Below are 14,317 nucleotides of genomic sequence, written 5' to 3' on the forward strand. Positions count from 1 at the left end.
TGCCTCCCTAAATTGAAAAGTATGTCCAGGACAGCTATTATTGGAATACTGGCAGTGTTGCTGGTGATTATCTGCGCGTTTTTGCCATGGTCAGTAGTAGACGTGGATGGCAGGCACCTGGTTTTTACGGGTGTAAACGGAACGGGTTCCAATTACGGAGAGCCGGGCCGGTTATGTATTATCCTTTCTGTACTGGCAATTGGAATATTCCTGGTAAAAAATAAGTGGGTGTCCAGGGTGAACCTCTTTATTGTGGGGTTTCTGCTGGCCTGGACTTTCAGGAATATGTTGTTGTATTCGAGATGTGAGATGGGTGATTGTCCGCAGTCGCAACCCGGCCTTTACTTATCATTGGCTGGTGCGCTGGTAGCCTTTGCCTGCGTGTTGTTTACACGTCCGCCTAAAAACAGTAAATAAAAAACAGCATCGCCTCCGGCGATGCGGATTTTGTCTTTCCCGCTGATTACGCTGATTTTACTGATTACGTTGATTTTACTTTTGGGATTTTTTTTATGATTTTAAAAAGATTCGGGGAGATATAAGCGAAAATATCCGTTTATATCTCCCCGAATCATTAAAATCCAAAGTGATCAAATCCCTAAATCAGTAAAATCAGCGTAATCAGCGGGAAAGACAAAATCCGCTTCAGAAGATGGTTTTATGTAAGATCCATGCGCCCGCAAGGATACCGGCTCCCATCAACCAATACCGTAAAATCACCGGGAGCGGACGTTGCGCGGTTACTTTCGCCTTGATAAAACTGAAGATTGTGAGTCCCAGGAAAACCAGCAGGATACTGGTAGGGGAGGCCGCTGCGAAATTTTCATTGGAAAGATAAGGTCCCAGCGAAAGGATACCACCCAGCAAAAAGAAAACCCCGGTCATCAACGCACTCTTGATAGCACGGGAACGACTAAACGCAGATTCCTTTACTTTCTCCTGTTCCAGCATCAGCTCCCACGAATGGGCATCCTTTTCCATTTCCTGTTCTATGTGTGCAATCATACGCGGGTTGATATCCAGGCGTTGCAGCTTGGTCCGTTCCTGGTCCGACAGCAGGGCGCTGTCGTGCTGCAGGTCGCCTTTATTAGCCTGGAAAGCGCTGATCATCACCAGCACAGCGCCAATGATCAGTGCGCACAGGTGAATGGTATAAAAGGTCTGCACTTCAATGGGAAATACCTGTATCACCTGCGTAGCAAAGAACAACAGGAAAAGCCCATCGGGAAACCCGATTAAAAAATCTGTCTTCCACCCGGAACTACGGATGGCTTTATGGGATATAGTCATACAAGGTTCACTAACTGAAAGCCTGCTCCAGGCTTCTTTTGATGATCTGCACGCAATCGTTGATCTGTCCTGCATTGATAGACAGGGGCGGTGCAAACCGTATTTTATCACCGTGTGTTGGCTTGGCCAGCAGACCGTTTTCTTTTAAAGTAAGACAAAGGTCCCAGGCAGCTTCCGGGTCTTTATGTTCAATAACGATGGCGTTCAGCAATCCTTTTCCACGGATGGTGGTGATGTAAGGCGAATGCAGTTCCTTCAGGCCGTTGCGGAGCAACAGTCCCATTTCAGCGGCGTTTTCCGCCATCTTCTCATCTTTCAGTACCTGCAGGGAGGCAATGGCCACTTTGCAGGCAAGCGGGTTGCCACCGTAGGTGGAGCCATGTTCGCCGGGTTTAATGGTGAGCATGATCTCATCATCCGCCAGTACAGCGCTCACCGGCAAGGTGCCGGCCGACAAAGCCTTTCCAAGTATCAGGATGTCCGGGCGCACATTTTCATGGTCGCAGGCCAGCATTTTGCCGGTACGGGCCAATCCCGTCTGTATCTCGTCTGCAATAAATAACACATTGGCATCCTGGCAGTACTGCCACGCTTTGGATAAATACCCTTCATCCGGTACCATTACACCCGCTTCACCCTGTATGGGTTCTACCAGGAATCCGGCTACGTTTTTATCCTGTAAAGCCTGTTCCAGTGCGGTTAAGCTGTTGTAGGGAATAACTTCATAACCCGGTGTAAACGGACCAAAATTATCACGTGCAGCAGGATCCGTACTGAAAGAGATCACATTCAGCGTACGCCCGTGGAAGTTATTGGCGCAAACAATGATTTTTGCTTTGTCTTTCGGAATGCCTTTTACAATATAGGCCCAATGACGGCAAAGCTTCAGCGCTGTTTCCACCGCTTCCACACCCGTATTCATGGGCAATACTTTGTCATATCCGAAATAAGCAGTGATGTATTGTGCGTATTCTCCCAGCAAATCATTGTGAAATGCACGGGAGGTAAGTGTCAGCTTTTTTGCCTGCTCTATAAGGGTGGCAATAATTTTAGGGTGACAATGCCCCTGGTTTACAGCAGAATAACCGGACAGAAAATCATAATAACGTTTGCCATCCACATCCCATAGAAAAACACCTTCGCCCCGGTCCAGTACAACCGGCAGCGGATGATAATTATGGGCACCATATTGTTCTTCCAGCGCCAGGTAATGTTGTGACTTTTCGCTTATCGTGTATGAAGGTACCATAACCCAAAAGTAAGGAAAAAGATGAAAGAAGCTGTTAGCCATCAGCTAACAGCTCCCGGCTAATTGCCCCCTTTCAGTTTCTTTACCAGGTCCACATATTCCTGCATCGCCGCATCTTTCGTTTTACCTTTCAACTCCGCCCACGCTTCGTGCTTGGCTTTCGCTACAAAATCAAATGGGTTGGAAGGGCCGTCGTTATCCACGTCGCCGGTTGTTCCCTGTTTGTACAAAGCATACAACTGCAGCAAAATTTCATTGGACGGTTTCTCCGGCAGGGTTTTACTGGCTGCTACTGCCTCTTCAAACTGACTGGTTAGTTCCATGTGCGGTGAGTTTAAGTTTTAATAATACGGGTTAACACCCTCATTTTTCCCTTATGTCTATAAAGTTGAGCTTTATATATTAATATATCAAAAAAAGCCCGCTCCACCCTTTCTATCTCCTTAAAAACCAAATAACAAAACATAATTACTAAACGCATTAACTAATGAACTAATTTCAATACCTTTGCCGGCTGAAAAGGTCCGATGCAGTACATTGCAGCAGGACACGGAATAGCAAAAAAACATATGAAGAATATTCGCAATTTTTGTATCATTGCCCATATTGACCACGGTAAAAGTACCCTGGCAGACCGTTTACTGGAGTTTACACATACTATTTCCGACCGCGACATGCAGGCACAGGTGCTGGACGACATGGATCTTGAACGTGAGAAAGGTATCACCATCAAGAGCCACGCCATTCAGATGGATTACACTGCAAAAAATGGTGAAAAATATATCTTTAACCTGATCGATACCCCCGGCCACGTGGACTTCTCCTACGAAGTATCCCGCGCCCTTGCCGCCTGCGAAGGAGCACTCCTCCTGGTAGACGCCGCACAGGGTATCCAGGCACAAACTATCTCAAATCTCTACCTGGCACTGGAAAACGACCTCGAAATCATTCCCGTTATCAATAAAATTGATATGCAGGGCGCCATGATCGAAGAAGTGAAAGACCAGATCATAGAACTTATCGGCGTAAAAGGAGAAGATATCCTGCTTGCCTCCGGCAAAACCGGTATCGGCATTGAAGAAATCCTGGAAGCCATCGTAAACCGTATTCCCGCTCCCAAAGGCAGTAATGAAGCGCCGTTACAGGCACTTATCTTCGATAGCGTATTCAACTCTTTCCGTGGTATCATCGCATATTTCCGCGTGTTCAACGGCTCCATCAAAAAAGGAGATAAGATCCGGTTTTTTAACAGCGGAGAAGAATATTTTGCAGATGAAGTAGGCATCCTGAAACTTGGACTCGATCCCCGCAAGGAAGTATTCACCGGGGATGTAGGGTATATCATTACCGGTATCAAAAGCGCTAAGGAAGTGAAAGTAGGGGATACCATCACCTTATCCAATAACCCTTGCTTAGAAGGTATCAACGGCTTCCAGGAAGTAAAACCAATGGTATTCGCCGGTATCTATCCTGTAAATACAGAAGATTTCGAAGAACTGCGTGAGTGCATGGACAAACTGCAGCTGAACGATGCTTCCCTTACCTATGAGCTGGAAACCTCGCAGGCGCTGGGCTTTGGCTTCCGTTGCGGATTCCTCGGCATGCTCCACATGGAAATTATCCAGGAACGCCTCGAAAGGGAATTCAATCAAACCGTTATCACCACGGTTCCCAACGTAAGCTTCATTGCACACACTACCCGCGATGGTATTATTATCGTAAACAACCCGAGTGAAATGCCCGATCCTACCAAACTGGACAGGATCGAGGAACCTTTCATCCGCGCACAGATCATCACCAAGCCGGAATATATCGGTAACATCATGACCCTGTGCCTCGGCAAACGCGGTAACCTCCTGAATCAAAGCTATCTGACCACCACCCGCGTGGAACTGATGTTTGAAATACCATTAACGGAAATCGTATTCGACTTTTATGATAAACTGAAAAGTCAGACACGCGGATACGCCTCCTTCGACTATACACCCATCGGATTCCGCGACAGTGACATCGTGAAAATGGATATCCTCCTGAACAACGAGAAAGTGGATGCACTCAGTGCCCTGATCCACAGAAGCCGCGCACAGGAGTTTGGCCGTAAACTCACCGAAAAACTGAAAGAGCTGCTGCCACGCCAGCAATTCCTCATCGCCATCCAGGCAGCCATCGGCGCCAAGATCGTTGCCCGCGAAAACATCAGCGCTATGCGTAAAGACGTAACCGCAAAATGTTATGGTGGTGACATCTCCCGTAAACGTAAATTACTCGAGAAACAAAAAGAAGGTAAGAAACGTATGCGCCAGATAGGCAACGTGGAAATACCACAGGAAGCTTTCCTGGCGGTACTCAAGCTCGATGACTAAAGCGTATTTTGTCTTTCTCGCTGATTACGCTGATTATGCTGATTTGTTTGATTTTTACTTTTTGATTTTATAAAGGATTTTGGGAGATATAAGCGGATATATTCGTTTATATCTCCCTTTAATTTTTTATATAAAAATCTAAAAAATCCAAAAGTAAAAATCAAACAAATCAGCATAATCAGCGTAATCAGCGGGAAAGACAAACTCCGCGTGGAATTTATTATATTTGAGAAAACCAATCACCCATGCGTTCTTTAGTGCTCTCTTTAACATTCGTATTTTCCGCGCTCACTTTCTCGGCCGTAAAAGCGCAACAGGCGCCACCCGCCGCCGACCAGGTAGTAAAAGATGCCTGTGCGCAGGCAGCCAAAGCCAATAAAAAAGTGATCGTCATCTTTCACGCATCCTGGTGTGGCTGGTGCCATAAAATGGATACTGCCATGAATGACGCCAGCGTGAAAAAAGCATTCGACAACAATTACGAAATCCGTCATATCACGGTGCTGGAAAACGGCGCCAACAAATCGCTGGAAAACCCGGGCGGCGCCGATCTGCTGGCAAAATACCATGGCGACCAGGAAGGCATTCCGTTCTGGCTTGTATTAAACACCAACGGTGAACTGCTGGCCGACAGTCGCATGAAAAGCCCCACCGGCAAACTGCAGAACGTAGGTTGCCCAGCCCAGAAAGAAGAAGTGGATTACTTCGTTGGCATCCTCGAAAAAACATCAAAAATGAAACGCGGAGAACTCGATGCCGTACGTACCCGGTTCGGTAAAATAGCCAACGCCGCGCATTAAGCGTATTTTGTCTTACTCAGGATTACGCTGATTTTATTGATTTATTTGATTTGAACATTTTTGGATTTTAAATGATTTGGGGAGATATAAGCGGATATGCGTATTTTGTCTTTCCCGCTGATTACGCTGATTTTACTGATTATTTTTTAAAAGATTTGGGGAGATATAAGCGAAAATATCCGCTTACATCTCCCCGAATCCTTTAAAATCCAAAATGTTCAAATCAAATAAATCAATAAAATCAGCGTAATCCTGAGTAAGACAAAATACGCGGAAAATTCGTACTTTACCACTCCTTTCATACACCAGCCAATCTCCCGGAAATAAGTTTTTATACAACAATCTATTCATATGCACCTGACTGCACGGGAAACCGAGAAATTATTACTGCACCTGGCCGGTGAACTGGCCGAGAAAAGAAAAGCACGAGGACTGCGCCTTAACTACCCGGAAGCCATTGCCCTTATCAGCAGCCGCTTAATGGAAGCGGCACGCGACGGGAATACCGTGGCAGCGCTCATGCACTATGGCGCTACCATTCTTACCCGCGAAGATGTGATGGAAGGCATACCCGAAATGATTCACGAAGTTCAGATCGAAGCTACCTTTCCAGACGGTACCAAACTGGTCACCGTACATGATCCTATCCGTTAACCAGTACTAAATCTTACAACCATGATCCCCGGAGAATATTTTTTAAAGAAAGAAGATATCATTGCCAATGCCGGCCGGAAAACCGTCAGGTTGAGCGTGGTGAACACCGGCGACAGACCGGTACAGATAGGCTCCCATTGCCACTTTTTTGAAGTAAACCGCATGATGTCTTTCCCAAGGGAGGCTGCATTCGGTATGCGGCTCAATATACCTTCTGGCAACGCTGTACGCTTTGAGCCGGGAGAAGCCAAGGAAGTAGAACTGGTGGAGCTGGGCGGCGCCCGGAAGGTGATCGGTATCAATAATCTTGTAAACGGCGATACTACCGATCCTGCTGTGAAAGCCGCAGCCATTGCCAAAGCAGCTTCCCTCAATTTTAAATCCGAGCAACTATGAGCCTGTCCATCAGCAAAACAAAATATGTAAATATGTATGGTCCTACCACCGGCGATCGCGTACGGCTGGCAGATACAGACCTCATCATAGAAATAGAAAAGGATTACAACGTATACGGCGATGAAAGCAAATTCGGCGGCGGTAAAAGCGTGAGAGACGGTATGGCGCAATCGGCCACCGCACTGCGTAGCGAAGGCGTGCTCGATTTTGTGATCACCAACGTGATGATCATCGATCACTGGGGGATTGTGAAGGGAGACATAGGGATTAAAGACGGTAAGATCGTTGCCGTTGGACAGGCAGGTAATCCCGACACGATGGACGGCGTACATCCGCAGCTCATTATAGGGGCATCCACCGAAGTACACAATGGCGCTAACCTCATCGCCACCGCTGGCGGTATTGACACGCACATTCACTTTATCTGTCCGCAACAGGTGGATCATGCCCTCTTCAGCGGAGTAACCACCCTGATAGGCGGCGGTACCGGTCCGGCCGATGGCACCAGCGCCACTACGGTAACACCGGGAAAATGGAACATCCAGCGCATGCTGCAGGCGGCAGAAGCATATCCCGTAAACCTCGGCTTCTTCGGTAAAGGGAATTGCGCTACCACAGGGCCATTGGTGGAACAGATAGCTGCAGGCGCGCTGGGGCTGAAAATTCATGAAGACTGGGGCGCTACGCCGGCCGTAATAGATGCTTCCCTGAAAGTAGCCGACGAACTGGACGTGCAGATCGCCATCCACACGGATACGCTGAATGAAGCCGGTTTCCTGGAAGATACACTCAACGCCATCAACGGACGCGTAATACATACCTTCCACACAGAAGGCGCCGGTGGCGGCCATGCTCCGGATATCATCCGGGCAGCTTCCTTCCCGAATGTATTGCCTGCATCTACCAATCCCACACGCCCTTATACGGTAAATACCATCGATGAACATCTCGACATGCTGATGGTATGCCATCACCTGGATAAAAAAGTACCGGAAGATGTGGCGTTTGCAGATTCCCGCATCCGCCCGGAAACCATCGCTGCAGAAGATATCCTGCACGACATGGGCGTATTCAGCATCATGAGCTCCGACTCACAGGCAATGGGTCGCATCGGTGAAGTGATCATCCGCACCTGGCAAACCGCCGATAAAATGAAGAAACAACATGGCGCACTGGAGGAGGATAAGAACAGCGAGAATGATAACTTCCGCGTGAAAAGATACATCGCCAAATATACCATCAACCCGGCTATCGCACACGGCATCTCCACGCATATCGGTTCCCTGGAACCCGGTAAAATGGCGGATCTCGTGCTGTGGAAACCCGCCTTCTTTGGCGTGAAGCCGGAAATGATCATCAAAGGCGGCATGATCAATGCCAGCCGCATGGGCGATCCCAATGCGTCCATTCCAACACCGCAGCCGGTAATTTACCGCCACATGTTTGGCGCACACGGAAAAGCACTCCTGCACACCAGCGTATTATTCGTATCTGCGTTATCGTTAGAGAAAGGCATTAAAGAAGAATACGGTTTACAGAAACAATTGTTGCCGGTGAGCAACTGCCGTAACATCTCCAAAAAAGATCTTATTCATAACGATAAAACACCCGATATCACCGTAAATCCGGAAACATACGAAGTACGGATAGACGGCGAAAAAATTACCTGCGAACCGTTAAAGGAACTGTCGCTCGCACAGCGTTATTTTTTATTTTAATCCGGAAGAGATATGTTGGTAAGGGAAATTATAGGAAATACGGATACGCATACACGCAGCAGTAAAGAAACCGACCTGCTGCCGCTGGAATGGTTTGAAACTTCCCGGCGCATTCAGCGGAAACTCACTGCCGGTGGCCGTGAAGTGGCATTGAAGTTTACAAAGGAAGGGCAGCAACTGCAACAAAATGATATCCTCTACCAGGACAACGACCTGATGATCGTGGTAGACATCCTTCCCTGTGAAGCTATTGTGATCCGCCCGCGGAACATGGCCGAAATGGCAAAGGTGTGCTACGAAATCGGCAACAAACACCTGCCGCTTTTCCTCGAAGAGGAGCAGCTGCTGATTCCCGCGGAGGAGCCGCTGTATCGCTGGCTCCATGCGGCCGGGTACCCGGTGGTAAAAGAACGGCGCAAGTTACTGCACATCCTGCGTACTAACGTACAACCACACACGCATGGAAACAGCGGCCCTTCATTTTTTGAGAAGATCCTGGAACTGGCGTCAAAATAGAGCATATGGAACAGCATTATCTCGGCAGCTTACTACACCTGGCAGACAGCACATTGCCCATTGGCGGTTACACACATTCTGCCGGGCTGGAAACCTTTGTGCAACAGGGGCTGGTCAACAGCGCCGCCACTGCGGCTACCTTTGTGCGCAGTATGCTGCAAAATAATATCCGCTATAACGATGCCGCATTTATGAGCCTGGCCTACACCGCAGCTACACAAAATAACGTGAAGGAATTGTTGGAGCTGCACCACCTGTGTACGGCCGTAAAAGCACCGCGCGAACTCCGGGAAGCCAGCCAGAAGCTGGGCGCAAGGCTTACCCGCATTTTCAGCCGCAGGTATACCAGCGACCTGGTAACGCAGTATGAAACAGCAGCAGGTAACAGCCCGCACTACTGCCTGGTGTTTGGTATATACGCCCACCTCACCGGTATTCCCTTGTCGTCCGCATTGTATGCGTTCTATTACAACGCCGCCATGGGAATGGTGACCAACTGCGTGAAGCTGGTACCCCTGGGGCAAATGGACGGGCAGGACATCATCTTTGACCTGCAACATCTACTAAAAGAACTGACAGCAGCAACGATACAACCCGACAGATCATTGCTCGGCCTTTGCAACGCGGCATTTGATATCCGCAGCATGCAACACGAACGCCTGTACAGCCGGTTGTATATGTCGTAACAATAATTATTCATACAATGAGCAGAGAATACATAAAAGTAGGAGTGGCCGGTCCGGTAGGTTCCGGCAAAACAGCCCTCATTGAGCGGTTGACAAGGCAAATGGCGCAACACTACCAGGTGGCCGTTATCACCAACGATATTTATACCAAGGAAGATGCGGAATTCCTCACGAAAAACAGCCTCCTGCCGGCAGAGAGGATCATTGGCGTGGAAACCGGTGGCTGCCCCCATACCGCCATCCGTGAAGATGCCAGCATGAACCTGGAAGCCGTGGAAGAAATGGTACGTCGCTTCCCGGATATTGAAATCATCTTTATTGAAAGCGGCGGCGATAACCTCTCCGCCACCTTCAGCCCCGACCTGGCAGATGTGACCATTTTTGTGATAGATGTAGCGGAAGGAGATAAGATCCCGCGTAAAGGAGGTCCCGGTATTACCCGCTCCAACCTGCTCGTGATTAATAAAATTGACCTGGCACCTTATGTACACGCCGACCTCGGCGTAATGGAAAGGGATGCCCGCAAAATGAGAGTGGGACAACCTTTTGTGTTCACAGACCTCATGAGCGGCACCGGGCTGCAAGACGTAATTAACTGGATTAAAAGATATGCATTACTGGAAGACAGCGCCGTGCCCAACCTCTTAACATGATCAGTGAACTGAAGATATTGACGGGCAAAAGGGACAGCAGCACTTACCTGAAGGAATGCTACTGCACGCGGCCCTTTAAAGTGGCCAACGTGCGGGAGGAACGCAGCGACCCGGTATTGCGCCTCATGATGATGAGTTCTTCACCGGGAATGCTGGATAAAGATCATTACCAGTTAGATATTACCGTAGCCGCAGGCACCGCCCTGCACCTGCAAACGCAGGCCTACCAGCGGCTGTTCAACATGGAAACAGGCGCTACGCAGGAAATGCGCGTACGACTGCAAACAGGGAGCACCTTCACCTTTTTACCACACCCCCTGGTGCCGCATGAAAAGGCAGCCTACACCGGCACGGCAAATCTGTACCTGGCCAACGACTGCCGTCTTATATGGGGAGAAATCATTACCTGCGGCCGGAAATTAAACGGGGAAATATTCCTGTTTACAAAACTGCACAGCATCACACAGGTATTTTTTGGGGAGCAGCTGTTGCTAAGGGATAACCTCCTGATGCAACCCGGCGTTACCAGCTTTGATGCAATGGGATGGATGGAAGAATATACCCACCAGGCCACCTTCCTGTTTTTTGATACCCATGAAAAGGTACTCCTGAACGAAACTGCGGACAGGCTTCACCGTTACCTGGAAGATCAACCGCGTATCCTGGCCGGCGTTACCCGCACTGCCGGCAATGGCATCATGGTAAGAATGCTGGGCCATAGCGGGGAACAACTATTTGAATGTCAGCAACAACTGGCAAAGCTTTTATCTGTTTAAAAATGTAGTATGTCATTTATTGATAACAGTTTATTACTAACGGCAGTTACTATCAGCTGTCTTCATACGGCCTCCGGACCGGATCATTACGTGCCCTTCATCGTTTTTTCCCGCACCCGGAAATGGTCGGTGGCTAAAACCATCGGGTGGACGGCCCTCTGCGGCCTCGGACATGTAATGAGCTCACTCGTGATCGGGATGATTGGCGTAGTACTCGGTTGGCAGCTGTCACGTTTTACCACCATCACAGAAGTGCGTGGCGGCATTGCGGGATGGGCATTGCTGATATTGGGGCTTTTTTACCTCATATGGGGATTGTATAAAGCCATCGCCAACAGGCCACACAAACATTTTGATGTATATGATGACGGCGATATGTATGTTTATCAGCACCGGCACAATGAAGCCTACGTTGCGCCACAGAAAAGGATCCGCGTAACGCCCTGGATCCTGTTCGTAATATTCGTAATGGGTCCGTCGGAACCCTTACTGCCGTTATTGTTTTATCCGGCCGCACAACAATCTATACCCGGCATCGTAATGCTGGTAGCTACTTTTACGTTCTTTACCATCCTCACCATGATCATCATGGTCCTGTTGGGATACTATGGTTTTTCACTTATGAAACCCGTTGCCACAGAAAGATATATGGCCGCCATCAGCGGCGCTGCTGTTACACTCTGTGGAACAGGCATGGTTTTTATGGGTTGGTGAACTGTTTGGCAGCTCAAGCTGTTATAGCAGATAAACCTTTACCACATGAAGAAATGGCTCAGGATCATCCTTATTACCGGCGGTATATTTATAGCACTCCTGGTGCTGTTAATCCTGGGTATGACCTGGTACATACATGCGAATAAAGACAATTTCCTCAAACAGATCACCGCTCAGCTGAATGATCACCTGAGCGGAAATATCCGCATCGCGGATATGGAACCTTCCCTCTGGAAGAGCTTTCCCAGTGTATCTATCGCCCTGAAAAAAGTAGTGCTGGAAGACAGCCTCTTTCAACAGCATCATCACCCATTGCTGGATGTTGACTACATTTTCGTACGGGTAAACACGTTATCACTGTTACGCAAACACATAAATGTAAATGAAATCACCCTGCAGGATGGTACCATCTTCCTGTATACAGATACCACCGGCTATTCCAATACATATGTGCTGCAACGGAAGTCGGCACCAAAGAAAAACAACAGCTCAAAAGATGCCAGCATTAAAAAGCTGATGTTAACGAACATCAGTTTTATAATAGATAACCGGCAGAAGTTTAAACTATTCCACCTGGATGTACGCCAGCTGGATGGTAAGGTGAGCGCCACCGACAGTAGTATCCAGTTTACGATGATATCGGATATCCTGTCTAAAAGTTTTGCTTTTAACACCGTTAAAGGAAGTTATCTGAAAGATAAAAAAATGCAGTTGAACCTCTCCGTGATCTTCAATAAACGCACAAAGATCCTGCATATACCACAACAGGAAATCCGTATAGATGACCACCCGGTACTCATTACAGGGCAGTTTGGGTTTGGCGAAAAACCACCGCCTTTCCAGTTGAAAATTAACGCCAACCAGGTATTACTGCATGATGCAGCCACCTGGCTGCCGCCTGCCATCAGCTCCAAACTAAGCAGCATTACCCTCACAAAGCCGCTGGATGCGGAAGCTAACCTCAACGGCTATATGAAATACAGGGATACGCCCAAAGTGCTTATCACCTGGAAAACCACCAACAATGTAATGGTGACTACAATGGGTGAATGGACCAACTGTAATTTCACCGGGAGATTTAATAACGAAGTGTTACCGGGACAAGGCCACACTGATGAAAATTCTGCCGTCAATATTTTCCAGTTGAGCGCCACGCTGGCAGGCGTACCGCTGAAAGCAGACACCATCCGGGTGGTAAACCTGAAACAACCATTGCTACACGGGCATTTCCGGTCGGATTTTCCGTTAACCAACCTGAACAGCGAGACAGGGGAAAGCCCGATATTGTTCAAAGACGGCAACGCCAATGCAGATCTGTACTACACGGGGCCCGTGCTAAACAGCGATAATACGCCTTCGTCCCTGCAAGGGGTAGTACAGGTAAAACAAGGGGCATTTACCTACCTGCCGCGTAACTTATCTTTTCATGATGCCAATGCCAACCTGCGCTTTACCGGGCAGGATCTGATGCTGGAAAACGTCCATATACAAACGCAGAAAAGTAACCTGCAGATGGACGGCATGGTAAAGAACCTCCTGAACCTCTATTTTACTACGCCGGATAAAATTGAACTCACCTGGAATATCCGCAGCCAGCTGGTAGACCTCAATGAGTTCAAGAGCTTCCTGGCGCCACGGCAAAAAGTTAAACCAACCCGCACCCAGCAGAAAGCAAAAATGACCCGGGTGAACCGGCAATTGGATGTAGTACTGGCTTCCAGTAATGTAAATATGCTGGTGCAGCTGGATAAGGTTACCTATCAGCGCTTTAATGCACAAAATGTAAAAGCATCTGTACAGCTAACGAATACGGATATACTGTTAAAACAAATTGCACTGCAACATGCAGGCGGAAATATGCAGATGGCCGGGGTGCTCCATCAACAGGGGAATAACAACAACTTCAACATAAACGCCACCGTGAACAATGTACACATCAGCCAGCTTTTTTATGCATTCGATAACTTTGGCTTGTCGGCCCTGAAATCAGATAACCTGAGAGGGAATGTATCGGCAAAGGTGAACCTGAAAGGGAATGTGCTGGATAACGGAAGTCTTGCTAAGAACTCCCTCTACGGCACCATTAACTTCAACCTGAAGAACGGTGCACTCATCAATTTCGGCCCGCTTGCAGACATTGGTAACTTCGCCTTCCGCAAACGCCGTCTCGACAGTATCACCATCGATAACCTGTCCAGTACCTTCCAGGTGGAGGGAAATAAAATACTGATTCCACCCATGCGCATCGCTTCCAGCGCCATCAATATTGATGTGAATGGGGTATACGGAATAACCGGGGGGACGAATATCAACCTGGATATTCCATTGAGGAACCCGGCAAAAGATTCGGCCATTACCGACAAAGCAGAGAAGCGCAAACGCAGCAGGAAAGGAATTGTGGTGCACCTGCGCGCGGTATCAGAAAAGGATGGCAAAGTAAAGATCAAGCTGGGCAAAGGAAACGATGACTAAAAGTGACTTCTGTGAATGATCACAAAAGCC

At 48.2% G+C, this 14,317-nt stretch carries 14 protein-coding genes and 1 pseudogene; 12 read left to right on the plus strand and 3 right to left on the minus strand.

Annotation, left to right across the window (positions count from 1 at the left end):
* The first annotated feature begins 21 nt into the window (after positions 1-21).
* The gene (locus tag AB6805_RS31700; RefSeq protein ID WP_370913442.1) at positions 22-417 is read left to right on the plus strand and encodes a hypothetical protein; all 396 of its coding nucleotides are present in this window, start codon (positions 22-24) and stop codon (positions 415-417) included.
* Between the two features lie 228 nt (positions 418-645).
* Here AB6805_RS31700 and AB6805_RS31705 read toward each other — a convergent pair whose 3' ends face one another.
* From AB6805_RS31705 to AB6805_RS31715, 3 genes are read right to left on the minus strand one after another with little or no spacing between them, the layout of a single operon-like run.
* Complete coding sequence (locus AB6805_RS31705; protein WP_370913443.1) at positions 646-1,290, minus strand: VIT1/CCC1 transporter family protein; 645 nt, start codon at positions 1,288-1,290, stop codon at positions 646-648.
* Between the two features lie 10 nt (positions 1,291-1,300).
* Positions 1,301-2,539, minus strand: a complete 1,239-nt coding sequence (rocD, locus tag AB6805_RS31710) for an ornithine--oxo-acid transaminase (RefSeq protein ID WP_370913444.1) — start codon at positions 2,537-2,539, stop codon at positions 1,301-1,303.
* A 59-nt stretch (positions 2,540-2,598) separates the two neighbouring features.
* Complete coding sequence (locus AB6805_RS31715; RefSeq protein WP_079471849.1) at positions 2,599-2,862, minus strand: acyl-CoA-binding protein; 264 nt, start codon at positions 2,860-2,862, stop codon at positions 2,599-2,601.
* Between the two features lie 246 nt (positions 2,863-3,108).
* Here AB6805_RS31715 and lepA point away from each other — a divergent pair, with 246 nt between their 5' ends.
* From lepA to AB6805_RS31770, 11 genes and pseudogenes are all read left to right on the plus strand, one after another.
* Positions 3,109-4,902: a translation elongation factor 4 gene (lepA, locus tag AB6805_RS31720; RefSeq protein ID WP_370913445.1), complete on the plus strand. Its 1,794-nt coding sequence runs from the start codon at positions 3,109-3,111 to the stop codon at positions 4,900-4,902.
* Positions 4,903-5,147: 245 nt separating this feature from the next.
* A complete protein-coding gene (locus AB6805_RS31725) occupies positions 5,148-5,702 on the plus strand; it encodes a thioredoxin family protein (protein WP_370913446.1) in 555 nt (184 codons plus the stop codon).
* A 351-nt stretch (positions 5,703-6,053) separates the two neighbouring features.
* Positions 6,054-6,356, plus strand: a complete 303-nt coding sequence (ureA, locus tag AB6805_RS31730; RefSeq protein ID WP_370913447.1) for an urease subunit gamma — start codon at positions 6,054-6,056, stop codon at positions 6,354-6,356.
* A 21-nt stretch (positions 6,357-6,377) separates the two neighbouring features.
* Positions 6,378-6,677 (plus strand): annotated as a pseudogene (gene ureB / locus AB6805_RS31735) (urease subunit beta); the annotation flags it as partial.
* 71 nt (positions 6,678-6,748) lie between these two features.
* Positions 6,749-8,470, plus strand: coding sequence for an urease subunit alpha (gene ureC / locus AB6805_RS31740; protein WP_370913448.1), 1,722 nt, complete (start codon positions 6,749-6,751; stop codon positions 8,468-8,470).
* 12 nt (positions 8,471-8,482) lie between these two features.
* Positions 8,483-8,986 (plus strand): urease accessory protein UreE, encoded by a 504-nt coding sequence (gene ureE / locus AB6805_RS31745; protein ID WP_370913449.1) that lies wholly within the window; start codon positions 8,483-8,485, stop codon positions 8,984-8,986.
* Positions 8,987-8,991: 5 nt separating this feature from the next.
* Complete coding sequence (locus AB6805_RS31750; RefSeq protein ID WP_370913450.1) at positions 8,992-9,672, plus strand: urease accessory protein UreF; 681 nt, start codon at positions 8,992-8,994, stop codon at positions 9,670-9,672.
* Positions 9,673-9,689: 17 nt separating this feature from the next.
* Positions 9,690-10,325 carry an urease accessory protein UreG gene (ureG, locus tag AB6805_RS31755; protein ID WP_370913451.1) on the plus strand — a complete coding sequence of 212 codons (636 nt, stop codon included), beginning with the start codon at positions 9,690-9,692 and terminating at the stop codon, positions 10,323-10,325.
* Positions 10,322-11,101: an urease accessory protein UreD gene (locus tag AB6805_RS31760; RefSeq protein ID WP_370913452.1), complete on the plus strand. Its 780-nt coding sequence runs from the start codon at positions 10,322-10,324 to the stop codon at positions 11,099-11,101. Before ureG ends, AB6805_RS31760 begins: the two co-directional genes overlap by 4 nt.
* Positions 11,102-11,110: 9 nt before the next feature.
* A complete protein-coding gene (locus AB6805_RS31765) occupies positions 11,111-11,815 on the plus strand; it encodes a hypothetical protein (RefSeq protein ID WP_370913453.1) in 705 nt (234 codons plus the stop codon).
* A gap of 45 nt (positions 11,816-11,860) precedes the next feature.
* On the plus strand, positions 11,861-14,287 hold the full coding sequence (locus tag AB6805_RS31770; RefSeq protein WP_370913454.1) for an AsmA family protein: 2,427 nt from the start codon (positions 11,861-11,863) through the stop codon (positions 14,285-14,287).
* Positions 14,288-14,317 lie beyond the last annotated feature (30 nt).

Source organism: Chitinophaga sp. RCC_12 (genome assembly GCF_041360695.1).
In the GTDB taxonomy this organism is placed as follows: Bacteria; Bacteroidota; Bacteroidia; order Chitinophagales; family Chitinophagaceae; genus Chitinophaga.

Excerpts from the sequence above, each read along its gene's own strand:
- AB6805_RS31700 (WP_370913442.1), top strand. The coding sequence starts at position 22 with ATGTCCAGGACAGCTATTATTGGAATACTGGCAGTGTTGCTGGTGATT.
- AB6805_RS31705 (WP_370913443.1), bottom strand. The coding sequence starts at position 1,290 with ATGACTATATCCCATAAAGCCATCCGTAGTTCCGGGTGGAAGACAGAT.
- rocD (WP_370913444.1), bottom strand. The coding sequence starts at position 2,539 with ATGGTACCTTCATACACGATAAGCGAAAAGTCACAACATTACCTGGCG.
- AB6805_RS31715 (WP_079471849.1), bottom strand. The coding sequence starts at position 2,862 with ATGGAACTAACCAGTCAGTTTGAAGAGGCAGTAGCAGCCAGTAAAACC.
- lepA (WP_370913445.1), top strand. The coding sequence starts at position 3,109 with ATGAAGAATATTCGCAATTTTTGTATCATTGCCCATATTGACCACGGT.
- AB6805_RS31725 (WP_370913446.1), top strand. The coding sequence starts at position 5,148 with ATGCGTTCTTTAGTGCTCTCTTTAACATTCGTATTTTCCGCGCTCACT.
- ureA (WP_370913447.1), top strand. The coding sequence starts at position 6,054 with ATGCACCTGACTGCACGGGAAACCGAGAAATTATTACTGCACCTGGCC.
- ureC (WP_370913448.1), top strand. The coding sequence starts at position 6,749 with ATGAGCCTGTCCATCAGCAAAACAAAATATGTAAATATGTATGGTCCT.
- ureE (WP_370913449.1), top strand. The coding sequence starts at position 8,483 with ATGTTGGTAAGGGAAATTATAGGAAATACGGATACGCATACACGCAGC.
- AB6805_RS31750 (WP_370913450.1), top strand. The coding sequence starts at position 8,992 with ATGGAACAGCATTATCTCGGCAGCTTACTACACCTGGCAGACAGCACA.
- ureG (WP_370913451.1), top strand. The coding sequence starts at position 9,690 with ATGAGCAGAGAATACATAAAAGTAGGAGTGGCCGGTCCGGTAGGTTCC.
- AB6805_RS31760 (WP_370913452.1), top strand. The coding sequence starts at position 10,322 with ATGATCAGTGAACTGAAGATATTGACGGGCAAAAGGGACAGCAGCACT.
- AB6805_RS31765 (WP_370913453.1), top strand. The coding sequence starts at position 11,111 with ATGTCATTTATTGATAACAGTTTATTACTAACGGCAGTTACTATCAGC.
- AB6805_RS31770 (WP_370913454.1), top strand. The coding sequence starts at position 11,861 with ATGAAGAAATGGCTCAGGATCATCCTTATTACCGGCGGTATATTTATA.